Raw genomic sequence first — 25,096 nt, forward strand, 5'->3', positions numbered from 1 at the left:
GCCCGCGAAGCGGGCGTAACGGCCGAACCGCTCAGCCAAGCGAGCCGAATAAAACCACTAGGGCGATGACGCCGCCGAACACGATCAGGGCATAGAACTGGGCCCGGCCGGTTTCGAAGTATTTGAGCCCCTCGCCGCTGCCCAGGGTCACCAGCCCGGTGAGGTTGACGACTCCATCAACAACCTTGGAATCAACCTCCAGCACCTGGCGGGCCAGTTTGCGGCTGCCCTGCACGAACAACTTGTCGTTGATCGCATCGAGGTACCACTTGTTGGCCAGGAATGCATTAAGTGCGGGGAAGCGAGCAGCTACGGCTTTGCCCAGATCGATTTTGTGCAGCGCGTAGGCCAGCACGGCCACGGTTATGCCGGCGATGGAGATGCCCACGGAGGCTCCGGCCAGGGGCAGGAATTCGCTCCAACTGAAGTGTTCGGCTACCTCGGCTGCCTCCTTGGGGTCGAGCAGGTTGCCGAAGCGGCTGTTCCAGGGGGTGCCAAGCAGGCCTACCAGCACTGAGGGCACGGCCAGCACGGCTAGGGGCATAGCCATCTGCCAGCCGGATTCGTGCGGATGGCTGGCGTGGCCATGGTCGTCGCCATGGCTATCGCCCTGTTCATCAGTGGTTTTCCCTGCTTCAGCCAGCAGCTGGGCCCGCATGGCCTGATCATTGCCGCGAAACTCCCCCTCAAAGGTGAGGAAGTAGAGGCGGAACATGTAAAAGGCGGTCATGCCGGCGGTGATGAAGCCAGCCACCCAGAGCACGGGGAACGAACCAAACGCCACGCCGAGGATCTCGTCCTTACTCCAGAAGCCAGCCAGAGGTGGAATGCCGGCGATGGCTACGCAGCCAATCAGGAAGGTGCTGCTGGTGATCGGCATGTATTTGCGCAGCCCACCCATCAAGCGCATGTCTTGGGCGAGCACGGGCTCATGGCCCACCACCTCTTCCATGGCGTGGATCACCGAGCCGGATCCCAAAAACAGCATCGCCTTGAAGAAGGCATGGGTCACCAGGTGGAACATGCCGGCCACCGGAGCGCCGCAGCCCATGGCCAGCATCATGTAACCCAGTTGGGAAACGGTGCTGTATGCCAGACCTTTCTTGAGATCCATCTGGGTGAGGGCAATCGAGGCCCCCAGCACCAGGGTGATGGTCCCCACCACGGCGATCGTGGCCTGCACAGCCGGGAAGGGTTCGTAAACGGGTTGCAACCGTGCGACTAGGAACACACCGGCGGCCACCATGGTTGCCGCGTGGATCAGGGCTGAAATGGGGGTCGGGCCCTCCATGGCATCCGGAAGCCAGACGTGCAGGGGGAATTGGGCCGATTTCGCCATCGGTCCCATGAACACCAGCAGACACAGCAGAATCGCCGCCGCGTTGGAAATGCTGCCGCCGGCTACGGCCTCCTGCAGCCGGCTGCCAATTTCCTCAAAGCCGAAGCTGCCGGTGGCCCAGAACAGACCCAGGATTCCCAGCAGCAGACCGAAGTCGCCAACCCGGTTCACCACAAAGGCTTTCTGGGCGGCATTGGCGGCGCCATCGCGGTCGTACCAGAAGCCCACAAGCAGGTAGGAGCACATGCCCACCAGCTCCCAGAACACATAAATCTCCAGCAGGTTGGGGCTGATCACCAGGCCCAGCATCGAGCTGCTGAATAGGGCTAGGTAGGTGAAAAAGCGCACGTAGCCCTTGTCATGGGCCATGTAGCCATCGGAATAAACCATCACCAGTACGGCGATGGTGGTCACCAACGACAGCATCACGGCGCCGAGGGCGTCCACCCGGAAGCCCATCTGCAGGTTGAAGGTGCCGGCGCTGGCCCAGTTGAACAGCACTTCGGTGGGTGGTGCACCCGCCAGTTGCTGGGCCAATACGGCGTAGCTCAGAACTGCAGCCGCTCCCACGCAGCTGATTAGCAACCAGGCCACTGGTTTGCGCAGCCGATTGACGGTGCGGTTGAAGCTGATCAGCCCCAGCCCGGTAATACAAGCCCCGACAAGGGGCAGCACCGGAATCAACCAGGCGAGTTCGGCGGCTGACGGCATGCGCTGCAAGCTGGTTGGCGCAAGTGTAGGCAGCCAAACAAGTGCATACCCAGGCCTGTGCGGGCTCGCCCATGGGCGGGGAGCTTCTCGGCTAGCAGCACTCAGCCCAGCAGGTGGCCCAAGCCTGTGCGAGCGAAGCTCGTAGCGCCGAGGCCGATGAAGCGATGGGCCCACCAAAACACGCCCACGGCAATGGCAATGCCCAGCTGGGCTGGCCGTAGAAATTCGCTGGGGACCAGCTGCTGGTGGCCGGTCAATATCGCCCTAAAGGGAAGGATCGAGGTGCTAGCCCTCAGCTCCTCAAAGGCGCTACCGAAGCGCTTGGCCAGGCGGCGGTCGCCGTTCCACACCGCAAATAGGTGGTGGGCGATCAGGCCGGCGCAGGTGGCCACCATGAAGCTGCTGCCGATCCAGAGCAGGTGGGTGGCGCACCAGAGGACCTGGCCCACCGCCTGGGGATGGCGGCTGATGCGGATGATGCCGGTGGCATAAAGCCGCACCTGGGGCTTGAGCACCGCCGGGATTTCCAGCAGGTTGTAGGTGGCTGGATAAAGAAACAAAAAGCTGATCGCGGTGCCGGCCCACACCACGGGCACGATCCAGGGCTGGTCCTGGAGATTCCAGAGGCGCACCCCGTCGTAGCGATGGGCGAGGAAGTAGCCGATCACCACCACGGCTGAGGGGATGCTCACCGCGGCAAACAGCAGCCGCCAGGCCCGCTCGCCAATTTTTGCTGCGCCCCACACCCGCAGCGAAGCTCCGCCGCTGTGAACTACGGCGAAAGCCAGCAACAGGCCGAGCATTACCCAGCTGCTGTGGTGCGAAGAGCTGGGGGGCACGGGCCGGATGGGGAGTTGTGAAGCTCACGATTCTCGCTGCCAGGCTTCCCCCCTAGAGTTTTGAACTCGCCAGCTGGCAGGCTCCGGCCGATCCAGGCAACCCAATGGCAGACCTGCCTTTTACTCTTGATCAGCTCCGCATCCTGCGGGCCATCGCCTCTGAGGGGAGCTTCAAGAAGGCCGCAGACAGCCTTTATGTGACTCAGCCGGCGGTGAGCCTGCAGATTCAGAATCTGGAGAAGCAGCTCAGCGTCAGCCTGTTTGATCGGGGCGGGCGCAAGGCCCAGCTCACCGAGGCAGGCCACCTGCTGCTCAGCTACTGCGACCGAATCCTGAGCCAGTGTCAGGAGGCCTGCCGGGCTTTAGAAGACCTGCACAACCTGCGCGGCGGCTCGCTCATCGTTGGCGCTAGCCAGACCACCGGCACCTATTTAATGCCGCGAATGATTGGTCTGTTTCGGCAGAAGTATCCCGAAGTGGCGGTTCAATTGCAGGTGCACAGCACCCGCCGCACCGGCTGGAGCGTGGCCAATGGTCAGGTGGATCTGGCGATCATCGGCGGCGAGCTTCCAACGGAGCTTTGTGAGCTGCTGCAGGTGGTGCCCTACGCCAGCGATGAGTTGGCCCTGGTTCTGCCGGTGAAGCATCCGCTGGCCCGCCTGCCCGAGCTCACTAAAGACGACCTCTACCGGCTGGGTTTTGTCTGCCTTGATGCCCAGTCGACCACCCGCAAGATGGTCGACCAGCTGCTGGCCCGCTCCGGCTTGGATGTGGGCCGGCTCAAGATTGAGATGGAACTCAATTCCTTTGAGGCGATCAAAAACGCCGTTCAGTCGGGGCTTGGGGCCGCCTTCCTGCCTGTGGTCTCAATTGAGCGGGAGCTCTCGGCTGGCAGCCTGCATCGCCCCCAGGTGGCCGACCTGCTCGTGCGCCGCCAGCTGAAGCTGATCACCCATCCAGCCCGCTATTGCTCCCGGGCCGCCGATGCCTTCCGCAAGGAGGTGCTGCCCGTGTTTGCCAGCCCCGATAGCCCCCTGCGCCGGCCGTTGCAGCAGCAGGAGGCCCTTACTCAGAACTGATCTGGTTCAAAATTAATTTGATTCAGAATTGATCAGTTTTAGAATTGATCAGTTTCAGAACTGATCGGCTTCAGGGGTGACGCCCACCGTGTCATCAGCTACTCCCTTCGTTAGGAATTTGTTTTGGCTGGTGTCTGTTTGGTAGACGCAGCGCACGATTGGCTTGTCTTTGACTGAGCCGATGTAGGCGAAGGTGTTCATGCGCTGCTTGCACTGGCGCATCTGTTCGTTGGTTACGGCTCCTTCCTTCTGCAACACGCTCCAGTTTTCCCGGCGGATAACGCAGCCGGCCTTGAGCTCCGGCTGGGTCACGAAGCTGGAGCTGGGGTTCATGGTGGTGTAGAGCTCCACGTCCATCACGAAGGCACTGGCGCCCCACTGGCGGCAGAACTCCGGATCAGGCACCGCCATGTCCAGCTGCTGGCTGCTGGCGATGTTGCCCTGGTCGCCCTGGGTGGTGCTGGAGATGGCGGTGCCGATGCCGATGCCCACCACCAGCACCCCAGCCAGGATCGCCAGGGTGCCCACGTTGAACTGAAAGGGGCCTGTGCCGCCAGGACCACTTCCGCCAGGGCCACTGCCGCCCGGGCCGCCTTTATTGCCGCCCCCGGCAGGCCGCCTGGGCTCATTGCGACGACCGCCCCGCTCATAGGCATCCTCTGCGTAACGCCCTCCGGGTGAACGCCCCTCATCTGGGCGCTCACCGGCGTAGCGATCTGAGATGTAGCGGGAGCGGCTCACAGGCTTTCGGTGCTGCGAGGTAGGCCCATTGAGTAGTTGAGTACCCGGGCATCCGGGTTGTAGCGAAGCTCGCCGGCCTGGAGCAGCTGGCGAATTAGCCCTTCCAGCTCCGAACCGATCTGGCGCAGGTTGTATTCAGTGAGGTCGGCGCCGGCTTGGGCGGCCACCAGCTCGCGGAAGTGGTCTTGCACCTTGGCCAGCACCGGGGCGTCCCAGAGAAACTCGTTGTCGGGATCCACATCCATGGTGAGCTGGCTGGGATCAGCCAGCAGGTTGCCGTCCTCCACTCGGGCGGTGAACAGCCGCACGTGGCGGGTGGTGGACTTCAGCAAGGTCTCTGCAGGGCGGGATTCGGCAGGGAGTGAGTCGGCCATGGGGAGTGGATTGCGAGCACCCAATGCATCAACTCTAGAAACCCCCCCCAGCCGCAGGGGTCAGGCGCCCCCTTTAAGGTTGCATCTGGATTTTTGAAAGGGGCTATGCGCGTCGTCATTGCCGGAGCAGGGCTAGCCGGGCTGTCGTGCGCCAAGTACCTCTGTGATGCCGGCCATACGCCGGTGGTGGTGGAAGCCCGCGACGTGCTGGGCGGCAAGGTGGCGGCCTGGCAGGACGAAGACGGCGACTGGTATGAGACCGGTTTGCACATCTTTTTCGGCGCTTACCGCAACATGCGCCAGTTGTTTAAGGAGCTGGATATCGAAGACCGTCTGCAGTGGAAAAGCCACTCGATGATCTTCAACCAAATGGAGACGCCAGGCACCTACAGCCGCTTTGACTTCCCCGACATCCCAGCCCCTTTCAATGGTTTGGCGGCCATCCTCAGCAATAACGACCTGCTCACCTGGCCCGAGAAGATTGCCTTCGGCATGGGCTTGGTGCCTGCAATTTTGCGCGGCCAGCAGTATGTAGAAGAATGCGATAAGTATTCCTGGACTGAGTGGCTGAGGCTGCACAACATTCCCGAGCGGGTCAATGACGAGGTATTCATCGCCATGGCCAAGGCGCTGAACTTCATTGATCCCGATGAAATTTCCAGCACGGTGGTGCTCACTGCCCTAAATCGCTTCCTGCAGGAGGGTGATGGCTCCAAGATGGCCTTCCTTGATGGCAACCCACCGCAGCGGTTGTGCCAGCCGATCGTCGATTACGTCGAGGCCCGTGGCGGGGAAGTTCACCTAAATTCCCCGTTGCGCCAGATCGAGCTCAATGCCGACGGCACGGTGAAGGCTTTCCAGATTGGTGGCATCAAGGGCCAGGAGCCCCGCACCCTCACGGCCGACGCCTATGTGAGCGCCATGCCCGTTGATCCTTTCAAGCTGCTGCTGCCTGAGGCTTGGAAGGAGATTCCCTATTTCAAGAAGCTCGACGGCCTCAATGGGGTGCCGGTGATCAATATTCACCTCTGGTTTGATCGCAAGCTCACCGAGATCGACCACCTGCTGTTCAGCCGTAGCCCGCTGCTGAGCGTGTATGCCGATATGAGTAATACTTGCAAGGAATACGAGGATCCGGAGCGCTCGATGCTGGAGCTGGTATTTGCCCCAGCCAAAGACTGGATTGGTCGCTCTGACGAGGACATCGTGGCGGCCACGATGGAGGAGCTCAAGCGCCTGTTCCCGATGCACTTCACCGGCAACGACCAAGCCACGCTGCGCAAGTCGATCGTGGTCAAAACACCACTGTCGGTTTACAAAACCGTGCCTGGCTGCCAGCAACTGCGGCCCGATCAGGCCTCACCGATCCCAAACTTCTTCCTGGCCGGTTGCTACACCATGCAGCGCTACCTGGCCTCAATGGAGGGGGCGGTGCTGAGCGGTAAGCAGTGTGCTCAGGCGATTGGTACGGCGGTCTAGTTGTGGTGGTGTCCTCGCTCCCAAATTTGGAGAAGGCTTATGAGGCCTGCCGGCAGGAGACGGCCGAGTGGGCTAAGACCTTTTATCTGGGCACCCTGCTGATGCCGCCGGCCAAGCGCCGGGCGATTTGGGCGATTTATGTGTGGTGCCGCCGCACAGATGAGCTGATGGATAGTGCGGAGGCCCAAGCCCGTCCTGTGGCAGAGCTGGCAGATCGCCTAGATGCCTGGGAGGAGCGCACTAGGGCTCTGTTTGCTGGCGAGGTTTGCGATGGCCTCGATCTGGTTATGCGGGACACGATGGAGCGTTACCCCCAGCCCCTGCAGGCTTACCTAGACATGATCGAGGGGCAGAGGATGGATCTGCGCTTGCACCGTTACCCCACCTTCGAAGATCTGGAGCTCTACTGCTATCGGGTTGCAGGTACCGTTGGCCTGATGACTCAGGAGGTGATGGGACTGGATCCTGCCTACACAAGCGCCCCTTGGAGTGATCGGCCGGACACCTCCCACGCAGCTGTAGCTCTCGGCATCGCCAACCAGCTCACCAATATTCTTCGCGATGTGGGCGAAGATCGATCTAGAGGACGCATTTACCTTCCCCAGGAAGATCTGGAGCGATTTGGCTATAGCGAAGCCGAATTGCTTGCGGGCACGGTTAATGATAACTGGCGTGCGCTGATGCGATTCCAGCTAGAGAGAGCCCGAATGTGGTTTGCCCGCTCAGAGGCAGGAGTGCGCTGGCTTGCTCCCGACGCCCGATGGCCAGTATGGGCATCGTTGCGGCTGTATAGGGGCATTCTTGATGTAATTGAAGAGCATCACTACGACGTTTTTAACAAGCGAGCCTTTGTGCCGAGGGCTGGCAAGCTATTCGATCTACCTTTTTCCTATCTAGTTGCTCAGGTGCGCTGATTAGGGCCGCCTCCAATCCACTCCAGCAGAATTGAATTCACCAGCTCAGGTGCTTCGTCGTGGGGGCAGTGTCCCAGCCCCGGCAGCACGCGTAGATCCTGAACGCAGGAGTATTGCTCGGCCCAGCGGCGTGCCTCGGCTGGATCCTCCCAGGGATCAGCTTCTCCCCAGATCATGCGCACCGGTAGCGGTGGGGTGGCGGCGCTTAGGTCTGCCAGCAGCTCGGGGGCTAGATGGTCGTTAAACAGGTTGACGAAGCCGCGAAAGCTTTCCGTGGCACCTGGATCGGTGCTGGGGCGGTGCAGCAGGGCTACCAGCTCATCGTCGATGTGGGCACCACTTGGGTAGGCCCGTGCCAGCACGCTGCGAATGAAGGCCGGCTGGGCCAGTAGGCGAAACAGGGGCACGATCACCCAGCGCTGCCGCACCAGCTGCTTCACAAGGGGGCGACTGGTGCGCTCCCAGCCAGGCAGCTGGGCCGCCCGTTTGTCGTCGAGGGTGCGCTGGGCGCAGTCGATCAGGATCACCTGAAAGGGAGGTAAACCCTCTGCCAGGAGCAACCGGGCGGCGGTGAGGGCCACCATCGCGCCTATGGAGTTGCCCACCAGGTGCACGCGGGGGGGCTCTGGGCCGCTGTCAGATTCAGCCAGAAGCAGCTGCCGCACCGCATCTGCGACCTGGCGGCCCCAGAGGTCGAAGCAGTACTGAACAGCGCCCCGCCTTGACGGCTCTTGAGCTAATTGGGAGCCAGGCTTATCGCTGGCGCCAAAACCCAGTAGGTCGAGGGCGAGCACCCGGGCATGGGGAGCGAGGGCCGGCAGGTTGTGGCGCCAGTGGCCCACTGACGCCCCAAAGCCATGGATAAGCACAACCCGGTCGGTGCTGCTGGGCGACCCCGTTGCAAGCAAGTGGATCCGATGCCCCTGCCAGTTCCAGTGGCTGGAGATCGGATTCGTATCAGTAAGTGCTTGGCTCAGACAGCAGCCTTCTGGTTAGAAAGCAGGTCCTTGAGCTTGGCCAGTTCGCCGGCCCAGCGGGGATCGGGAGCTTCGCTATCGACGTTGTCGGCGTGGACAACCTTGTTGACGGCCTTGCGGGCAGCGGTGGGAGCAGCGCCGCCGGGGCGACGCTCGCCGGGGGCTGGGCTGCGGCTGTCCTTGCGCTCGGAGATTTCGATGCGCATGGCATTGCCGCCGAAATCCTTGCCGTTGAGCTGCTCGATCACCGTTTCGGCAGTCTTTTGATCTTCAACGTTGGCAAAGCCGAAACCGCGGCAAGCGCCGGTGTCGCGGTCGTTGACTGCCTTGAAGCGCACTCCTTCACCCACGGCACTGAACAGAGCTTCGAGCTCCTTGGCATCAAAGGTCTGCGGCAGGTTGCCGACGTAGAGGCGGATGCTCATGGGGAAGGGGGAAAAAACTTTCTGCAGGCGAGGAGAAGCCTCTCGATGCGCCTTTGCATCAGAAAGTTAATCATGCCGCCGGTCCGCGCCTCCCTCTTTTTGTTGCTCATGCCCGTGTTGCTGCCACCAGCTTTGTGCCGCAGCCAGCACTTCTGCGCGGGCTTCAGCATGGGCCTCAGGCCCTGCAGCCAAGCGCCCGAAGGCGCGCTCGAGCGTCAGGTGTGCGAGCAGGCGCCCCAGCAGGCGCCCTGGGGGAATCCCCAGCTCCTGCTGCAGGCTGAGGCCATCTAGGGGCGGCGCTGGATGGAACAGGGGGTCGCTTGGCAGGCGCCAGCGCTCCAGCAGGCCTGCTGCCGACTGGGGCAGCAGCAGCAGCAGGGCGGGCAGATCGGCCTCCAATTCGCTGCATAGGGCCAGCCGTCCAGCCTCCGGCAGCCCATCCCAGCCACCCACTGAGCCCAGCTCCTGGCGCCAGTGGCGCAGGGCCCGGCAGCGTTGTTGCAGGCGCCGGCTGCTGCGCAGGCCGGCCATGGCTTCGGGGGGCAGCAGGGCGGTTAGGCGCGCAAGAGGCAGGGCCCAGGAGATTTCTTCGGCTTGCAGGCCCCGATCCTGGGCTTGATCCAAACCCAGTGCGCTTAGGGCAGCTGCACCCGTCGTAGGGGCATCGGTGGGAGTGGCATCGGCGCCCCAACTGCTTAGTAGGCCGCATTCCAGGGCCAGGGCCAGGCCCGTTTCTCCGCAGGCAGCGCTGGCCAATTTCTCCAGCTCCGCCAGCACCCGTTCGCCGGCTACCCCTGCGAGCTGGTTGGCATGGGATTCAATCCAGCGGCGGCTGGTGGGGTCTAGTTCAAAGTTCAGGCAGCAGGCCAGGCGGATGCCCCGCAGCAGGCGCAGGGGGTCGGCGAGCAGATTTGCTTCGCTCACCGCCACCAGCTGGCGGTTGCCCAGGTGGCTGAGACCGCCGGTGGGGTCCACCAGGACTGCCGCGGCGGCGCCGGCGGCGGGCAGGGGCAGGGCGATGGCGTTGATTGTGTAGTCCCGGCGCCCCAGGTCCGCTTCCAGGCTGGAACCTTCCTGGCGGGCCAGGTCGAGGCTCCAGCCCCCCAGCACCAACCGGGCGATGCTGCGCTCCGCATCCAGCACCACGCAGGTGCCGCCATGGTCCCTGGCCAGCTGCCGGGTCAGGGCTAGGGCATCTCCAGGTACCACTACGTCCAGGTCTGGCTGGCGCTCGAGGCACCCCAGCAGGCCATCGCGCACGGCGCCCCCCACCAGGGCCGTGCCAGGCGGCAGGGCTTCTCGGGGAAGGGGCCATGGCTCGGCCAGCAAGCGCTGCCACAGCTCTTCTGCCACCTCGCCAGCGGGGCGGTGAGCCGTCACAATGGGTTCCTGGCTCAGCCTGGGCAGCATGTGCATCTGCGTGGATTGCCACTGGGTCGACCGCTGTCAGGCCTACCACGCGGTGGAGCGCCAGCACGGTGCACCCCACCTCTGCCTGGAGCCCGATCTCAGCCCGACCGAGCCACGCATTCACGTGCAGGTGCAGGATCTTCCTGCAGGCGGGGTGGGAGTGGAGTGGGACGTGCGCGCCTGCGGCAGTTTTCAGCGGGATGTGGGCCGCTGGCAGCGTCTCTGTCCAGGCGCAGCCCTGCCGCGATGAGGACAAGCTGATGGCTGCCGTTTTGGCCTTGCACAGCTCCAGTGAGGTGCTCGGCGTAGGAGTCCGCTGGCTCGACGAACCAAGCGCTTTGGCGGGCAGCACTGTGGTGCGCGCCTTTCCCCTTGGCCGCGAGCTCTCCAATCAGCTGTTCAGCTGCATTGAACAGCTATTGCCCGCTGAGCAGTGGCCCCAGCTCAGACGCCTGGCGGTGGCTACTGGTCCAGGCGGGTTCACCGGCACCCGGCTCACGGTGGTGCTGGCCCGCACCCTGGCCCAGCAGTTGCAGTTGCCCCTCGACGGGGTGGGCAGCTTTTTGCTGGTGGCCCGGCGGCTGGGGATTTGCGAGCCAACCTGGTTGGTGCAGGAGCTGCCGCGCCGCGGCGTGGTGGCTGGGCTTTATGCCCCTGCTGGCCCAGATCGCGCCATCATCGAGTTGCAGGCGCCCCGGCTGTTTGCCCCAGATACGCCTTTGCCGCCGGGTCCCCAGCTGTCCGCCGCGCCCCTGCTGCCCAACGACGTTGAGCAATTGCTTGAGCTGAGCGTGCAGGCAGAAGATCAGGGCCTGGCAGCGCCCTGGCAGCCCGTGTTGCCCTCGTACCCCACTTCGCCGGTGGCGGGCCTCTGATGGTGTCCCAGCCCGATCCGCTGCAGCGCCCTCACCTTCGCCGCGTTCAGGGGCGCTCCCGCAAGCGGCGCTCTCGCCGGCTTCGCCCCGGCCCCTGGGGGCTTTTGGCAGTGCTGCTGGCTGGTGGTTTTCTTTGGCTATCGCGCGGTTGGTGGTGGCCGGCGCCCCCGCCAGCCCAGATGATCCTGGTGCTGGGCGGCGATCTGGCGCGGGAGCGGGAGGCTGCTGCTTTGGCGGCCCGCCGGGGGTTGCCGGTGGTGGTGAGTGGCGGCAGTAATCCTGAATATGCCCACTGGTTGTTTGAGCAACGCCAGGGCTTGCCGTCCCACCAGGTGCAGCTCGACTACCGAGCTCGCGACACCCTTTCCAATTTCACCTCCCTAGTTGACGATCTGCGCCAGGCCCGCATCCGCCACGCCCTGCTGGTCACCAGCAGTGACCACATGGACCGGGCACTGCTGGTGGGAAGGATTGTGGCCGGCAGCCGCGGCATCCACCTCACTCCGGTGCCAGTTTCGTGTGGTGATAGCTGTCAGCCGGAGGGGCGGCGCAAGGTGTGGGGCGATGGACTCCGGGCTGCCTTGTGGGTGTTGAGTGGCCGAGACCTCAAGGACTGGGCGGCAGCTCGCCTGCCTGGCCAGCTGGGCCCATCTGGCGGCCATTGATCAAACCCTGGTCGAGCAGAGCATTGATCTGGGCCTGACAGGCGGCCGTGGCGATGTCGAGGTCGGCGCGACGCCGCGAAGCCGGCGCTGGAATTGGCGTGCCAATGCGGATGTGAATGGGCAGTAGCCGTGCGCCCGCTTGCCCAGGCCCCAGGGCCCGGTGGCTGTTGATGATCGCCACCGGCAGCAGGGGCACGCCGGCTCGGGCCGCCAGCAGGGCAGCGCCAGCCTGGGGATCATTGACCCGGCCATTGGCCTGGCGGGTGCCGTCGATGAATACGCCCGTGGCCCAACCCTCGAGCAGGCGGTTGGTGGCGGTGCGGATGGCCTCGCGGTCGCTGGCACCACGGGACACCGGGTAGGCGCCGCAGGCCCGGATGATGGCGCCGAGTATCGGCACCCTGAACAGCTCGGCCTTGGCCATGAAGGCCACTGGCCGGCCAAGGGCGTGGCCCAGTAGGGGGGGGTCAAGGTGGGAGCCGTGGTTTGCTACCACCACCAAAGCCCCTTGCCTTGGCACGTTGCCGTTGCCAGCGGTGCGGCCGCGAAACAACAACCGGTAAATCGGAAACACCAGCAGATAGCTGATCAGCCGGTAGGTGAGGCTGGGCCGTGGTGTGCGGATCAGGGCCGGCGGCTGGCTGGATTGGCTCATAGCGCCAGGTCGGCGGCGCTGCTGATCTGGGCGGTTTGGATGCCAGGGCAGCTGCGTTTGATTAGGCCGCTGAGCACGGCTCCAGGTCCAATCTCCACGACGATATCGATGCCCAGAGCCCCAAATTGCGCCATGGTTTCGCGCCAGCGCACGCCGGTGGTCATCTGATGCACCAGGCGGGCCTTGAGCGCGGCTGCGTTGGTTTCTGGGCTGGGATCGGTGTTGCTGAGCACGGGGATCGCCGCATCGGCGAAGGCCACCGATTCCAGCTCGGTGGCAAAGGCGGTGGCGGCTGCCGCCATGAAGGGGGAGTGGAAGGCACCGCTCACGGCCAAGGGAATCGCCCGTTTGCACTTCAAGCTGCTGCTGACGGCTGCCACCGCCTCGGGGCTTCCGGAGAGCACCACCTGGGCGTCGCTGTTGTCGTTGGCAACTACCACTCCTTCGGTGGCTGCCACCAGGTCATCCAGCTCGCTGCGCTCGAAGCCCATCACCGCCGTCATGGCGCCGCCGCCGGCAGCAGCCATCAAGGTGCTGCGGCTTTTCATCAGCTGCAGACCGGTGGCGAAGTCGAACACCCCGGCCACATGCAAGGCGACCAGTTCGCCCAGGCTGTGGCCAGCTACTAGTTGGGGCGAGCGGCCTTGGGCCTGCAGGGCTTCTGCCAGCAGGCTTTCAATCACAAATAGGGCCGGTTGGGTGTTGCGGGTGTCGTTGAGATCGCTTAGATCGCCGCCACCCCCCGTGCCCGAGCAGATCGCCAGCAGGTCACGGCCCAGCAGGGCTGAGGCTTGCTCGAAACGCTCCCGGGCTCCAGGCAGCTGCAGCACCGGCTCTGCCATGCCCACTTTCTGCGAGCCCTGGCCAGGAAACACCCAGGCAATGCCCATGCCTTCACCCTCTAACTAAGTCGGCAGGAGATTAGGTCTCAGTCGGTGGGGCCCTGCCAGCGCAGGAGCGCTGCACCCCAGCTAAGGCCGGCGCCGAAGCCGCTGCTGGCCAGCAGATGGCCAGGCTGCACCCGGCCGTCCTTGACGGCTTCATCGAGCATTAATGGAATCGTGGCGGCCGAGGTGTTGCCGTAGAGAGCCAGGTTGCTAAGCACCTGGGTGTGGGCGATGGCGAAGCGGTCGGCAACGGCGTCGAGGATGCGCTGGTTGGCCTGGTGCAGCAGCAGCCAGTCGAGTTGCTCGGGGGCGGTGCCGGTGGCTTCCAGCAACTCGCTGAGGATTGCCGGCACCTCTCGGACCGCAAATTTGTAGACCTCTTGGCCGTTCATCTGGATCGGGGCAAAGCCGCCCCGCTGGGCCGTCAGCTCCCCGAGCAGGGGTGCGTGTTTATCCAGTTGGGCAAGAGTTAGGCAGCCGTTGCGGCTGCCGTCGGAGCGCATGCGGAAACCCAGTAGGCCGCCGTCGTGCGCTCCGCAAGCCTCCACCGCCACGGCGCCGGCACCATCGCCAAACAGCACGCAGGTGCTGCGGTCGTCCCAGTCGACCCAGCGACTGAGCTGGTCGGCGCCGATCACCAGAGCCCGCTTCATGGCGCCACTGCCCAAATATTGGCTGGCGGTGATCAGGGCAAACAGAAAGCCGCTGCAGGCGGCGGTGAGATCGAAGGCTACCGCGCGTTTGGCGCCTAAGGCCCCCTGCACCCGCGGCGCCGTGCCGAATAAATCGTCGGGGCTTGAGGTGGCCAGCAGGATCAGGTCGACATCGTCTGGGCTCCAGCCGGCATGGTCGAGGGCGGCCTGGGCGGCGCGGCTGGCCAGGCAGGTGAGGGATTCGCTGGGGCCGGCGATCCGGCGGGCGCCAATGCCAGTGCGGGTGCGGATCCACTCGTCATTGGTGTCAACCCTCTCGCTGAGTTGCTGATTGGTGATGCTGGCTGCTGGCACTGCGCTGCCACATCCAACTAAGGCCATGCCCAGCTGGCCCGTTGCTTTTAGCTCTGGTGTGTTGACTCCGCCGAGCGACACCGGGAATGGCCCACAGTTGGCTCAGTCAATCACAGGCGACTGGCGCTTCGGGGCTGCCCGCTTCGCTGAGGGCGTGGAGGTTGGCCATCACCCCGTGGCTGGCGGCGGAGTGGGCCAGGCGCAGGGCGCTGAGCACCGAGAGGGCCTTGCTGCTGCCGTGGCCGATTACGCATACCCCGTTAACCCCGAGCAGCAGGGCGCCGCCATGTTCGGCATGGTCGAGGCGTTTTTTAATGCGGCGCAGGTTGTTGATCAGGAAGGCCGAGCCCACCTTGCCGCGGCGGCCCCTAGGCAGTTCCTCTTTGATCACATCGAGCAGCACGCTGCCCACGGATTCCAGGAATTTCAACAGCACGTTGCCGGTGAAGCCGTCGCACACCACCACGTCGAACTGGCCCGAGAGGATGTCGCGCCCTTCGCAGTTGCCGGCGAAGGTGAAGCGCTCCTCTTCTGCCAGCAGGGGGTAGGTGCGCAGGCAGAGCTCGTTGCCCTTGCACTCCTCTTCTCCGATATTCACCAGGCCGATGCGGGGCTGGGCCACCTGCAACACATCGCGGCTGTAAATGTGGCCAAGCAGTGCCCACTGGTGCAGGTAGGCGGGCTTGCAATCCATGTTGGCGCCAACATCGAGCACCAGTACCTGCTGTTCGGTGTCTTTGGTGGGAAATAGGGCACCGATGGCGGGGCGATCGATGCTCTTGAGTCGGCCCAGCCGGAAGATCGCCGCAGCCATCACGGCTCCGGAGTTGCCTGCGGAGTAAACCGCCGTGGCCTCGCCCTGCTTCACCAGATCCATGGCCTTGTTGATGCTGGCGTCGCGCTTCTTGCGCACCACCGTTGCCTCTTCGTTCATGCCCACCGAGGGACCGCTGGCCACAAGTTCGATCAGGCCGCGGGCTACGGCTTCGTTGAGTTCGTCCTGGAGGCCCATCGCGGTCACCGCGGTCTGTAGCGGGGCTGTTTCGGCCACGAACCGCACCCGCAGGGGCAACAATTCCACGGCCCGCAGGCAGCCCTCCAGAATTGGGCCTGGGGCATGGTCCCCACCCATGCCATCGACCGCTACCCAGAGGCGGTCGGAGTCGTTGATCGGTGTGTCTTCGCCCGGCCCCCCCAGGCCCCGTTGCAGGCGGCGTAGGGGGTCGAACACCAGCGGCTGCAGCACCGTGTTGGCCATGTTGCCGGCCACGCTGGTGGCGGTGCCAGCGACATTGCCAGCCGTGTTAGCGGCGGAGCTGGCTGCAGAAGTGGCGCTATCTACCAGGCTGGTTACCGCCGCGTTGCGGCGATACCAGATCACCAGCCGGCGGATGGCCCGGCTGGGCTTGGCGCGCTTGTCAGGTCCCTTCGGAGGCAACGGCGTCAACGATGCGTTGGAACAAATAACCGGTGCCGCGAGCTGTGAGGATCAACTCGGGGTTGGCCGGATCATCCTCCAGTTTGGAGCGCAGACGGGAAATGTGGACATCCACCACCCGGGTATCCACGTGACGCTCCGGGGTGTAGCCCCATACATCCTTGAGAATTTCACCCCGGCTGAAGGGTTCGCCGCTACGGCTTACCAGCAGCTCCAGCAGGCTGAACTCCATGCCGGTGAGGCGGATGCGCTCATCACCTCGATACACCTGACGCTTGTTGGTGTCGATGCGCAGGTCGCCCACCGTGATCACCCCAGAATTGGGAGAACCGGCGATGGACTCCTTCTCCACCCGGCGCAGCACGCAGCGGATGCGGGCTTCCAGCTCCTTGGGGCTGAAGGGCTTCACCACGTAGTCGTCGGCGCCGAGCTCCAGGCCGGTGATGCGATCTGCCACATCGCCTAGGGCGGTGAGCATCACAATTGGCACATCCGAATCCTTGCGCAGCTCCTGGCAGACGCCGTAGCCATCGAGCTTCGGCATCATCACGTCCAGCACCACCAGGTCAGGCTGAGTGGTCTTGAACAATTCCAGGGCCTCGATGCCGTCGCAGGCCGTGACCACCTGATAACCGATCATCGATAGCCGGGTCTCCAGGATCCGCCGGATGCTGGCTTCGTCGTCAACGACAAGGATTATTTCCTTGCCGTGATTGTTCCCGAGGGTGGTGGTTGGGGCGGAGGCCGTCATCACTGCAGCCGGGCTGCTACATCAGATAGCCCCCACTGAAAAGGCGGGAGGGGGCGAAATTTATTCAATGCCACCTTTCTTCATACAGCCCTCTCTCCTCAGCCCTTAGTTCGTGGCCAAGCCCAGCACTTTTTTTGTTTGCACCAGCTGTGGAGCTCAGGCCCGCCAGTTTTTTGGCAAGTGCGCCAGCTGCGGTAGCTGGAACACATTGGTGGAGCAAAAAGCTGCTCCGGCGGCCGACAGCCGGCGCCGGCGCCCGGTGGCCGAGGTTGCTGCCGCTGAAGCCGTTGTCGCTGGCCAGCCGCGACGCTCCGAGCCGATCCAAGCGGTGGGGGAGCGGGCCTTGCAGCGGCTTAGCAGCGGCTACGGAGAATTCGATCGGGTGCTGGGCGGTGGCCTGGTGCCCGGCTCCCTGGTGCTGGTGGGCGGCGACCCGGGAATTGGAAAGAGCACCCTGCTGCTGCAGAGCGCCCGCGCCATGGCGGGTCGGGCGTCGGTGCTCTACGTGAGTGCGGAGGAGTCGGCCCAGCAGGTGAAGCTGCGCTGGCGTCGCCTGGCCGAGGCCAGCTCTTGCGAACCAGAAGCTGGCGAATCCAAAGCAGGGGCTGATTTTCAGCTGCTCGCCGAAACCGATCTGGAGCTGGTGCTGCAGGAGCTGGAGGCGTTGCGGCCAGCGGTGGCGATCATTGATTCGATCCAGGCCCTCCATGACGCCGAACTGGGCAGCGCCCCTGGTTCGGTGTCCCAGGTGCGGGAATGTGCCGCCGCCCTGGCCCGCATTGCCAAGCGCCAGGAGACTGCCCTGCTGCTGGTGGGTCACGTGACCAAGGAGGGCGCCCTGGCGGGCCCGAAGGTACTCGAACACCTGGTGGATGCGGTGCTGACCTTTGAGGGCGACCGCTTTGCCAGCCACCGGCTGCTGCGGGCGGTGAAAAACCGCTTCGGCGCCACCCATGAGCTGGGCGTTTTCGAGATGCGCGATCGGGGCCTGGCCGAGGTGACCAACCCCAGCGAGCTATTTCTCGGCGGCGATGAACCCAGCGCCGGCACCGCCACGATCGTGGCCTGCGAGGGCACCAGACCCCTGGTGGTGGAAATGCAGGCTCTGGTGAGCACCACCAGTTACGCCAGCCCGCGCCGCAGCGCCACCGGCATCGCCGTTAATCGCCTGCACCAGATCTTGGCCGTGCTCGAAAAGCACCTGGGCTTGCCCCTGTCGCGCTTTGACTGCTACCTGGCGGTGGCCGGCGGCTTGGAGGTGGAGGAGCCCGCGGCGGATCTCGGCGTGGCCGCGGCGGTGGTGGCCAGCTACCGCGACCTCACCCTGCCGCCCGGCACGGTGCTAGTGGGGGAGCTGGGCCTGGGCGGTCAGCTGCGGCCAGTGGGGCAGCTGGAGCTGCGGCTGCAGGAGGCGGCGCGGCTGGGCTTCACCCGGGCGGTGGTGCCGAGGGGCACGGGCCTGGCTAAGGCGGCCGCTGGGTTTGGTCTGCAGCTGCTGGAGGCCGGTGGCGTGGCCGAGGCGCTGGTGGCCGCCTTGGGGGTGAATCCGGCGGACGACCGGAGTTAATCCGGCTTAGAAATAAACGTCGACGCTGCCGCGGCCGCTGGTTTTGAGCCAGTTCTGGGCTTCGATGTAGTTGTTTGGTGCCAGCCGGATCGCCTTGCCCCAGAAGTCGGCTGCCTGATCGAAACAGCGGTCAGCTTCATCGGCATCGCCGCTCTCTTCGGCGATCGAGCCCAAGTGGTGGTGAATCACCGCCATGTTGTTGAGGGCCTGGGGCATCTTGCTGTTGAGATCAAGGGCCTGGCCGTAGAAGTCAAGCGCTTTGGCGTGGTCACCGTTTGAGGCAAACACCAAGGCCATGTTGTAGAGGATGAAAGCCTTGTCGTTGGGGTCGTCCTCGAGGGTTAGCGCCTCCTCGTAGTTCTCAAGGGCTTCTGCGTATTCGCCGTCGGCCTGGGCGCTCATGCCGTCGCGGTAATAGGCGAAGGCCTCCTTGGCGCGACGGTTGGTGGGCAGCACCTTGAGGATCAAGTCGGCCATCACCGTGAAGCTCTTATCGATGAAGTTGTCGTTGCGCTGACTGCGGGGCACGGGCTAATGCGGCGGACTTCTTGGGCCCATCCTGGCGGATGTCCCTAGCCTGGGCCGACTCTTCTCCCTGCTTGGCCTTGCACTCGCTCCAGGAGCCGCCTCTGCTGGAGCCCCTCCTGCTGGAGATCGAGGGGATGAAGTGCGGCGGCTGTGTGCGGGCTGTGGAGCAGCGCCTGCTGGATCAGCCCGGGGTGCGCCAGGCCAGCGTCAACCTCTTAACCCGCACTGCCTGGGTCGATCTCGCCTCTGCTGAAGCGGATCAAGGGAACCTGCTTGAGGCCTTGGCAGAGCTGGGTTTCCAGGCACGACTGCGCTCTAGTGAAGTCGAGTTGTCGAGTCGTCGGGAGCGCTTGCGGGCGCGCAGCTGGTGGCAACAGTGGCGCCAGCTGGTGGTTGCCCTGGTGCTGCTGCTGGTGTCCGTGCTCGGTCATCTGCCCGGGGCGGGGCTTGGTGCCCTCTGGATTCACGCCTTGGTTGCCACTGCAGCCTTGGCCGGGCCCGGGCGGCCGATTTTGGTGCGGGGAATCCAGGGAGCTCTGGCCGGCTTGCCCAGCATGGACACCCTGGTCGGGCTAGGGGTATTCAGTGCCTATGGGGCCAGCTTGGTGGCCTTCCTTTGGCCCCACACCGGCTGGCCTTGCTTTTTCAATGAGCCGGTGATGCTGCTTGGCTTTGTGCTGCTGGGCCGCTTCTTGGAGGAACGGGCCCGCTTTCGCACCGGCCGTGCCCTCGAGCAGCTCGCTGAGCTCCAACCTGACACCGCCCTGCTTCTGCTTGGCGATGGACCGCCGCGTCCGGTGCGGGTTGGCGGCCTGCGCCCCGGTGACCGCGTTCGGTTGCTGCCCGGAGACCGGGTGCCAGTTGATGGCGTGGTGCTGGAGGGCTGCTCGGCGGTGGATGTTTCAGGCCTTACCGGCGAACCGCTGCCCCTGCAGGCCGGTGCCGGCAGCGAGCTCGCCGCCGGCAGCCTCAATCTGGAGGCGCCCCTAGTGCTGGAGGTGAGTCGCCGTGGGGCCGATAGCGCCATTGCCCGGATCATCCATTTGGTCGAGCGGGCCCAGGCCCGCAAGGCGCCCATTCAGGCCCTAGTCGACCGGATCGCCGGGCGTTTCACCCTGGTGGTGCTGGCTCTAGCGGTGGCGACGCTGCTTTTTTGGTGGTTGTTAGGCACCGATATCTGGCCCCAGGTGCTCAACTCCCCCAATGTGGCCGGTCATGCCGGGGGGCACGCCGGCCATGGGGTGCTTGGTACCAGCGCCGAAACCCCCTTTGCCCTGGCCCTGCAATTAGCAATTGCGGTGTTGGTGGTGGCCTGCCCCTGCGCCCTGGGCCTAGCTACCCCCACCGCCATCACGGTGGGCACGGGTAGGGCTGCCCGGGAGGGTTTGCTGTTTCGCGGTGGTGATGCGATTGAAACCGCTGCCCGGCTCCAGGCTGTGCTGTTCGATAAAACCGGCACTCTCACCCTGGGGCGTGCCTTGGTGGCGGCGGTGGAGCCCCTCGCTGATCTTGATGCCGATCGGCTGCTGCAACTGGCTGCCAGTCTTGAAACGGGCAGTCGCCATCCCCTGGGCCAGGCCTTGCTGCAGGAAGCCCAACGCCGTGATCTGGTGCTGTTTGAGCTGGGTGATTCCCACACCACAGCGGGTGAAGGCGTGGCGGGCTTGGTTGCGGGCAGGCGTTTGCGGGTTGGACGGCTGGCCTGGGTGGAGCCGGCGCCCTCAGCCGCATTGCTGGCCCGCCAGGCTCTGCTCGAGTGTCACGGGGCCAGTGTTCTGGCTTTGGCCGACGACCAGCTGGGCCTGCTCGGATTATTAGCAATCAATGATCAGCCCCGCCCGGACGCGGCGGCGGTGCTGGCAGCCCTGCGGGGCATGGATCTGGATCTTGGCCTGCTCAGTGGCGATCGGCGTGAGCCGGTGCAGCAGCTGGGCAGCCGGTTGGGTCTGCTTGAGGCCGAGCTGGCCTGGGAACTGCGGCCCGAGCAGAAGCTGGAGTGCATCCTGCAGCATCCGGCCTACGGAGCCCTGGCGATGGTGGGTGATGGCATCAACGACGCCCCTGCCCTGGCTGCGGCAGACCTTGGCATCGCCGTTGGCACGGGCACCCAGATCGCCCAGGACAGCGCCGATTTGGTGGTGATGGGCGAGCAGCTCGACGGCATTGTGCGGGCCCTGCTGCTGGCCCGCCGCACCATGGCCAAGGTGCGTCAAAACCTTGCTTGGGCCTTTGGTTACAACCTGATCGTGCTGCCGCTGGCGGCCGGCGTGTTGCTGCCTGGCTTTGGGGTATTGCTCACCCCGCCGCTGGCGGCCCTGCTGATGGCCCTTAGCTCGATCACGGTGGTGGCAAATGCCCTGTTGCTGCAGGACGGGAGGGATCATGCCAGCTGATTTCCAGGTGGCGACGCCGGCCGCAGTTCCCCGGGGCAGGTTTGTGGTGCTTGAGGGCATCGATGGCTGCGGCAAGAGCACCCAGATCGAGGCCCTGCGCCGCTGGTTGCCGACCAGTGGCTTGCTGGCAACCGGCGCCGAGCTGCTGGTGACCCGGGAGCCGGGGGGCACTGCCCTAGGGGCTGCGCTGCGCCAGCTGCTGCTGCACCCCCCGGGTGAGGCGGCGCCGGAGCCAATGGCCGAGCTGCTGCTCTACGCCGCCGACCGGGCCCAGCATGTGGAGCAGTGCATTCGGCCGGCTCTGGCGGCCGGCCATTGGGTGCTGAGCGATCGCTACAGCGGCTCTACGGCGGCCTATCAGGGCTATGGCCGCGGCCTCGACCTGGCCCGTATCGCCCAGCTGGAGCAGCTGGCCACAGGAGGCCTGGCCCCCGATCTCACCCTCTGGCTGGAGTTGCCCCTGGCCGAATCCCTGCGTCGCCGCGGTGAGCGCACTGCCGACCGCATCGAGGCCAGCGGTGAGGCTTTTCTGCACCGGGTTATCGATGGTTTTGCGGCCCTGGCCGCAGGGCGGGGCTGGCGGCGGGTTGATGCCACTGGGGCACCGGAGCAGGTGGCGGCAGCCTGCTGCGGTTTGCTGGCCGAGCTTGCGACTGGTTCGCCCCCATGACGGCCCTGTTTGACGACCTGCTTGGTCAGACCAGGGCCGTAGCCCTGCTCGAAGCCTCCTTGGTTAAGGGGCGGCTGGCGCCGGCCTATCTGTTTGCCGGCCCTGATGGCGTCGGGCGGCGGTTGGCGGCGTTGCGCTTTTTGGAGGGTGTGCTGGCAGGGCTTCAGGGCGATGCCGGTATCCGCAGGCGTCTCCAGGAGGGAAACCACCCGGATCTGCTCTGGGTCGAGCCCACCTATCAGGACAAAGGCCAGTTGGTGCCGGCTTCCAAGGCCGAGGAGCTGGGCTTGGCGCGGCGGGCTGCACCCCAGCTGCGGCTTGAGCAGATTCGCGACGTTTCGCGCTTTTTATCCCGTCGGGCCGTGGAAGCCAGGGGTTGTGTGGTGGTGCTGGAGGACGCCGAGGCGATGGCCGAGGGGGCAGCCAATGCCTTGCTCAAAACCCTGGAGGAGCCCGGTGAGGGCCTGCTGATCCTGATCGCGGCGACGCCAGAGCAGCTGCTCACCACGATTCGCTCCCGCTGCCAGCAGATCCCCTTCACCAGGCTCAGCTCCGAGCAGCTGACGGTGGTGCTGGAGCGCTGCGGTGAGCCCGCCCCAACGGCTGATCCACCTGAACTGCTGGAGCTGGCTGCAGGTTCGCCGGGGGCCCTGCTGCGTTGCCGCCAGGCCTGGGCAGCCCTGCCTGAGGGGCTGGCGGCAAGGTTGCTGGACTTGGCAGCAGCTGCGGAGCCCCTCCAGGCCCTGGCCCTGGCGAGGGATCTGGCCGAGGCCCTTGATGCTGAACAACAGCTATGGCTGCTTGGCTGGTGGCAGCTGGCGTTATGGAGGCGGCAGGCCCCGGTGGCCCAGCTCCAGCGCCTAGAGCGCCTGCGCAGCCAGCTGCGCGCCTACGTGCAGCCGCGGCTGGCCTGGGAAGTGGCCCTGCTGGAGTTGGCCGGGATCTGATCAGCTGGCCTGGGCTTGGCGTTCGCTGGGTAGCTCCAGGCAGTAGCCGGCGCCGTACACGGTTTTAATGAAGCGGGGTTTACGGGGATCGGGCTCGAGCTTGGTGCGTAGGTGGCGCACGTGCACCCTGATGGTCTCGATGTCGTCGTCAGGTTCGTAGCCCCAAACCTCCTTGAGGATCAGGGAAGGGGCCACGGTTTGGCCGTGGCGCTGCAGCAGGCAGTGCAGCAGTTCGAATTCCAGGTGGGTGAGGCGCACCGGCTCGTCAAACCAGATGGCTTCAAAGCGCTCAGGTACCAGGGTGATGCAGCCGTAGCTGAGGATTTCGTTGTGCTTGGTGGATAGGGGGGCATGGTCGCTGCGGCGCAGCAGCGCCTTAACCCGCACCATCAACTCCTCGAGATCGAAGGGCTTAGGGAGATAGTCGTCGGCGCCGGAATTGAAACCGCTCACCTTGTCTTTGATGCTGCCGAGGGCCGTGAGCATCAGAATCGGGATCTTGGCAGTCCGCTCATCGCGACGTAGCCGCTGGCAGAGGGTGAGGCCATCCACCTTGGGCAACATCAGATCCAGCAGGATCAGATCAGGGCTGTATTGAAGAGCCAGGGCCTGGCCCTTGATGCCGTCTTCGGCTCGCTGTACGTCGAAGCCCCCATGCTCCAGGTGGCCTGCCACCAGCTCGCGCATGTCGCTGTCGTCTTCGATCAGCAGGATGCAGGGCTTCATGGAATGAGGTAGAGGAGCAATCGCTACTGCCGCAGCGAACTTCAACGCATTTTCTCCGTTTTTGCCCGGATGGGTGAGCTCCGGCCACTGATTGAAGGCTGGCTGAAACGATTCTTTTGGGCTGATCGAGCCGGATCTCACCCTTTCTTTTGCCTGAGGCCAGTGGGGGCAAGCCCTGCAGCTGTCATCTTTGGCCGGAATCTTCAGGATTTCTTCCTGGTTTTTTGTTGCGGCGCGGGCATTAAAAAACCGCAACCCGGGGGCTGCGGTTTGGTGAATAAGCTCCCCGGGCGGGATTCGAACCTGCGACCAATCGATTAACAGTCGATCGCTCTACCGCTGAGCTACCGAGGATTAAGCCGGATTAAACCGGTCTGAAGACCTTACCCTTCGGCCCTGCCGCCCTGCAAGGGGGCCAGGTGCTGGGCTAGCTGCTGTCCGTTCTGCCAGCTCCCCACGGAGCCGTGCTCCATCAAGGCGGCGCCATCGCAGTGCTGCAGCTCCTCAAGCCGGTGGGTGATCCAAAGGGCAGTGAGTGGGGCTGCGGGCCGGTGGGTGAGCTGCCAGAGCAACTGCAAAACCCCGTTTTGGCTGTCGGGATCTAGCAGGGCGGTTGGTTCATCAAGCAGCACTAGATCGGCGTCACTGGCAAGGGCGCCTGCTATGGCCAAGCGCTGCTTTTGGCCGCCGCTGAGGGTGTGGATCGGCCGCTCCTCAAAACCGCCTAAACCAACTTGCAGAAGGGATTGGGCGACTCTCAAGCGCCGCTCATCGCCGCCTAAATCTGCTGGGAGGCCTAGTTGCAGGTCGCTGGCGCAGCTGGGCAGCAGTAGCTGATGGTCTGGGTTTTGAAAAACGAGCGCAGCCTTGCCGGCAGCGTGAATGCGGCCGCTGCGGGGCTCCAGCAGGCCGGCGATCAACCGCAGCAAAGTGCTTTTGCCGCTGCCATTGGTTCCCACCAGCATCCATAGCCCTGGCCTCGGGATCTGCAGGTTGCAGTGACGCAGGGCCGGGCGGCCGTTGGGCCAGGCGAAGCTCAGGCGCTCAACCGTGAGAGGAGGGGTCATGACCGGGTGGCTCCAGTTGGACGCCGTAGGCGCTCAGCTGTCGAAGCTGAAACCGGGGCGCTTGCCGCCGCTACCCATGGCTGATTTCTCGTAAAGCTGCACCGCCACCACTTCACTGCAAAGCAAGGTGATGCGCTTGTCCTCCTCCTTCTCGCAAGTGAGTTCCAGCAGTCGGGGGCCATCGCCTTCGAGGACCTGCCGCACCTGGTTGTAAAGGGCCTGGGCATCGTTCAACTCCTTGCGCTGAACGGCCACAGGCATGGGGCTGAGCTTTAGGGAGAGCTCTACTACGTACATGGATGGGGGGTTGGCTGACCCCACTGTGGCGAATCCCGTCCCCCATGGTGCAAGACGCGACTTGGGCAAAACGCAACTGGCGGCCCCTAGGTAAATCTGCTCAGCGTTGCGGCGGGTTTGCGCGCCTGACGGTTGTGACCCGTAGTATTCCGATGTAACGCTTCATGAAGCCGCTCTCATGACGATCGCCTTAGGCCGCGCACCGCAGCGGGGATGGTTCGACATCCTCGATGACTGGCTCAAGCGCGACCGCTTCGTTTTTGTGGGGTGGTCTGGTCTGCTCCTGTTCCCCACGGCCTATTTGGCTCTGGGTGGCTGGCTCACCGGCACCACCT

The 25,096-nt window shown here is 64.5% G+C and carries 26 protein-coding genes, 1 tRNA gene and 1 pseudogene; 11 read left to right on the forward strand and 17 right to left on the reverse strand.

Annotated elements, in window-relative coordinates; genetic code table 11:
- Window positions 1–31: 31 nt before the first annotated feature.
- Window positions 32–2,050, reverse strand: a complete 2,019-nt coding sequence (locus tag KBY73_RS02880) for an NAD(P)H-quinone oxidoreductase subunit 5 (protein WP_254935566.1) — start codon at window positions 2,048–2,050, stop codon at window positions 32–34.
- Between the two features lie 101 nt (window positions 2,051–2,151).
- Complete coding sequence (locus KBY73_RS02885; protein ID WP_254935638.1) at window positions 2,152–2,853, reverse strand: NnrU family protein; 702 nt, start codon at window positions 2,851–2,853, stop codon at window positions 2,152–2,154.
- Window positions 2,854–2,993: 140 nt separating this feature from the next.
- Here KBY73_RS02885 and KBY73_RS02890 point away from each other — a divergent pair, with 140 nt between their 5' ends.
- A complete protein-coding gene (locus KBY73_RS02890) occupies window positions 2,994–3,968 on the forward strand; it encodes a LysR family transcriptional regulator (protein WP_254935567.1) in 975 nt (324 codons plus the stop codon).
- Window positions 3,969–4,022: 54 nt separating this feature from the next.
- Here KBY73_RS02890 and KBY73_RS02895 read toward each other — a convergent pair whose 3' ends face one another.
- Window positions 4,023–4,709, reverse strand: a complete 687-nt coding sequence (locus KBY73_RS02895) for a DUF3172 domain-containing protein (protein WP_254935568.1) — start codon at window positions 4,707–4,709, stop codon at window positions 4,023–4,025.
- Window positions 4,706–5,083: an NAD(P)H-quinone oxidoreductase subunit M gene (locus KBY73_RS02900; protein WP_254935569.1), complete on the reverse strand. Its 378-nt coding sequence runs from the start codon at window positions 5,081–5,083 to the stop codon at window positions 4,706–4,708. The genes KBY73_RS02895 and KBY73_RS02900 overlap by 4 nt, the downstream gene beginning before the upstream one ends.
- A gap of 105 nt (window positions 5,084–5,188) precedes the next feature.
- Between KBY73_RS02900 and pds the strand changes: the two genes are divergently transcribed.
- A complete protein-coding gene (gene pds / locus KBY73_RS02905; protein WP_254935570.1) occupies window positions 5,189–6,562 on the forward strand; it encodes a 15-cis-phytoene desaturase in 1,374 nt (457 codons plus the stop codon).
- 5 nt (window positions 6,563–6,567) lie between these two features.
- Window positions 6,568–7,476, forward strand: a complete 909-nt coding sequence (locus tag KBY73_RS02910) for a phytoene synthase (RefSeq protein WP_106632719.1) — start codon at window positions 6,568–6,570, stop codon at window positions 7,474–7,476.
- On the opposite strand, the gene KBY73_RS02915 is transcribed toward KBY73_RS02910, so the two are convergent.
- The 3 genes from KBY73_RS02915 to KBY73_RS02925 form a co-directional block, all read right to left on the reverse strand.
- Window positions 7,464–8,384: an alpha/beta fold hydrolase gene (locus KBY73_RS02915; RefSeq protein ID WP_254935571.1), complete on the reverse strand. Its 921-nt coding sequence runs from the start codon at window positions 8,382–8,384 to the stop codon at window positions 7,464–7,466. The genes KBY73_RS02910 and KBY73_RS02915 overlap by 13 nt on opposite strands.
- Window positions 8,385–8,449: 65 nt before the next feature.
- On the reverse strand, window positions 8,450–8,878 hold the full coding sequence (locus tag KBY73_RS02920; RefSeq protein ID WP_254935572.1) for an RNA-binding protein: 429 nt from the start codon (window positions 8,876–8,878) through the stop codon (window positions 8,450–8,452).
- A gap of 66 nt (window positions 8,879–8,944) precedes the next feature.
- On the reverse strand, window positions 8,945–10,258 hold the full coding sequence (locus KBY73_RS02925) for a CCA tRNA nucleotidyltransferase (protein ID WP_254935573.1): 1,314 nt from the start codon (window positions 10,256–10,258) through the stop codon (window positions 8,945–8,947).
- A gap of 28 nt (window positions 10,259–10,286) precedes the next feature.
- Between KBY73_RS02925 and KBY73_RS02930 the strand changes: the two genes are divergently transcribed.
- From KBY73_RS02930 to KBY73_RS02940, 3 genes are read left to right on the forward strand one after another with little or no spacing between them, the layout of a single operon-like run.
- Window positions 10,287–10,538, forward strand: coding sequence for a Ycf34 family protein (locus tag KBY73_RS02930; protein WP_254935639.1), 252 nt, complete (start codon window positions 10,287–10,289; stop codon window positions 10,536–10,538).
- 10 nt (window positions 10,539–10,548) lie between these two features.
- Window positions 10,549–11,163 (forward strand): tRNA (adenosine(37)-N6)-threonylcarbamoyltransferase complex dimerization subunit type 1 TsaB, encoded by a 615-nt coding sequence (gene tsaB, locus KBY73_RS02935; RefSeq protein WP_254935574.1) that lies wholly within the window; start codon window positions 10,549–10,551, stop codon window positions 11,161–11,163.
- Window positions 11,163–11,828, forward strand: coding sequence for a YdcF family protein (locus KBY73_RS02940; RefSeq protein WP_254935575.1), 666 nt, complete (start codon window positions 11,163–11,165; stop codon window positions 11,826–11,828). The genes tsaB and KBY73_RS02940 overlap by 1 nt, the downstream gene beginning before the upstream one ends.
- On the opposite strand, the gene KBY73_RS02945 is transcribed toward KBY73_RS02940, so the two are convergent.
- The 5 genes from KBY73_RS02945 to rpaB all read right to left on the reverse strand — a co-directional run bounded on the left by KBY73_RS02945 (window position 11,770) and on the right by rpaB (window position 16,566).
- A complete protein-coding gene (locus KBY73_RS02945) occupies window positions 11,770–12,483 on the reverse strand; it encodes a 1-acyl-sn-glycerol-3-phosphate acyltransferase (protein WP_254935576.1) in 714 nt (237 codons plus the stop codon). The two genes, KBY73_RS02940 and KBY73_RS02945, sit on opposite strands and share 59 nt — an antisense overlap.
- The gene (fabD, locus tag KBY73_RS02950) at window positions 12,480–13,373 is read right to left on the reverse strand and encodes an ACP S-malonyltransferase (protein WP_254935577.1); all 894 of its coding nucleotides are present in this window, start codon (window positions 13,371–13,373) and stop codon (window positions 12,480–12,482) included. The genes KBY73_RS02945 and fabD overlap by 4 nt, the downstream gene beginning before the upstream one ends.
- A gap of 38 nt (window positions 13,374–13,411) precedes the next feature.
- Complete coding sequence (locus tag KBY73_RS02955) at window positions 13,412–14,404, reverse strand: beta-ketoacyl-ACP synthase III (protein ID WP_254935640.1); 993 nt, start codon at window positions 14,402–14,404, stop codon at window positions 13,412–13,414.
- A 79-nt stretch (window positions 14,405–14,483) separates the two neighbouring features.
- Window positions 14,484–15,815: a phosphate acyltransferase PlsX gene (gene plsX / locus KBY73_RS02960; protein WP_254935641.1), complete on the reverse strand. Its 1,332-nt coding sequence runs from the start codon at window positions 15,813–15,815 to the stop codon at window positions 14,484–14,486.
- On the reverse strand, window positions 15,796–16,566 hold the full coding sequence (gene rpaB, locus KBY73_RS02965; protein ID WP_254935578.1) for a response regulator transcription factor RpaB: 771 nt from the start codon (window positions 16,564–16,566) through the stop codon (window positions 15,796–15,798). Before rpaB ends, plsX begins: the two co-directional genes overlap by 20 nt.
- A gap of 112 nt (window positions 16,567–16,678) precedes the next feature.
- Between rpaB and radA the strand changes: the two genes are divergently transcribed.
- The gene (gene radA, locus KBY73_RS02970) at window positions 16,679–18,133 is read left to right on the forward strand and encodes a DNA repair protein RadA (RefSeq protein ID WP_254935579.1); all 1,455 of its coding nucleotides are present in this window, start codon (window positions 16,679–16,681) and stop codon (window positions 18,131–18,133) included.
- A gap of 6 nt (window positions 18,134–18,139) precedes the next feature.
- On the opposite strand, the gene KBY73_RS02975 is transcribed toward radA, so the two are convergent.
- Complete coding sequence (locus KBY73_RS02975) at window positions 18,140–18,661, reverse strand: photosystem I assembly protein Ycf3 (RefSeq protein WP_106632645.1); 522 nt, start codon at window positions 18,659–18,661, stop codon at window positions 18,140–18,142.
- A gap of 38 nt (window positions 18,662–18,699) precedes the next feature.
- On the opposite strand from KBY73_RS02975, the gene KBY73_RS02980 reads away from it, so the two are divergent.
- From KBY73_RS02980 to KBY73_RS02990, 3 genes are read left to right on the forward strand one after another with little or no spacing between them, the layout of a single operon-like run.
- Entirely contained in the window at window positions 18,700–21,054 is a 2,355-nt protein-coding gene (locus tag KBY73_RS02980; protein ID WP_396096471.1) for a heavy metal translocating P-type ATPase, read from the forward strand.
- Window positions 21,044–21,724: a dTMP kinase gene (tmk, locus tag KBY73_RS02985; RefSeq protein ID WP_254935580.1), complete on the forward strand. Its 681-nt coding sequence runs from the start codon at window positions 21,044–21,046 to the stop codon at window positions 21,722–21,724. Before KBY73_RS02980 ends, tmk begins: the two co-directional genes overlap by 11 nt.
- Window positions 21,721–22,671 carry a DNA polymerase III subunit delta' gene (locus KBY73_RS02990; RefSeq protein ID WP_254935581.1) on the forward strand — a complete coding sequence of 317 codons (951 nt, stop codon included), beginning with the start codon at window positions 21,721–21,723 and terminating at the stop codon, window positions 22,669–22,671. The genes tmk and KBY73_RS02990 overlap by 4 nt, the downstream gene beginning before the upstream one ends.
- Here the strand turns inward: KBY73_RS02990 and KBY73_RS02995 are convergent, their stop codons facing one another.
- The 4 genes from KBY73_RS02995 to KBY73_RS03010 form a co-directional block, all read right to left on the reverse strand.
- A complete protein-coding gene (locus KBY73_RS02995; RefSeq protein WP_254935582.1) occupies window positions 22,672–23,397 on the reverse strand; it encodes a response regulator transcription factor in 726 nt (241 codons plus the stop codon).
- A 282-nt stretch (window positions 23,398–23,679) separates the two neighbouring features.
- A tRNA-Asn gene (locus KBY73_RS03000) sits at window positions 23,680–23,751 on the reverse strand.
- Window positions 23,752–23,780: 29 nt separating this feature from the next.
- Window positions 23,781–24,464: an ABC transporter ATP-binding protein gene (locus KBY73_RS03005; protein ID WP_254935583.1), complete on the reverse strand. Its 684-nt coding sequence runs from the start codon at window positions 24,462–24,464 to the stop codon at window positions 23,781–23,783.
- Between the two features lie 33 nt (window positions 24,465–24,497).
- The gene (locus KBY73_RS03010; RefSeq protein WP_254935584.1) at window positions 24,498–24,761 is read right to left on the reverse strand and encodes a hypothetical protein; all 264 of its coding nucleotides are present in this window, start codon (window positions 24,759–24,761) and stop codon (window positions 24,498–24,500) included.
- A 178-nt stretch (window positions 24,762–24,939) separates the two neighbouring features.
- On the opposite strand from KBY73_RS03010, the pseudogene KBY73_RS03015 reads away from it, so the two are divergent.
- Window positions 24,940–25,096: pseudogene (locus KBY73_RS03015) on the forward strand (photosystem II D2 protein (photosystem q(a) protein)); the annotation flags it as partial.

It is taken from the genome of Cyanobium sp. Tous-M-B4 (assembly GCF_024345395.1).
GTDB lineage: Bacteria > Cyanobacteriota > Cyanobacteriia > PCC-6307 > Cyanobiaceae > Cyanobium_A.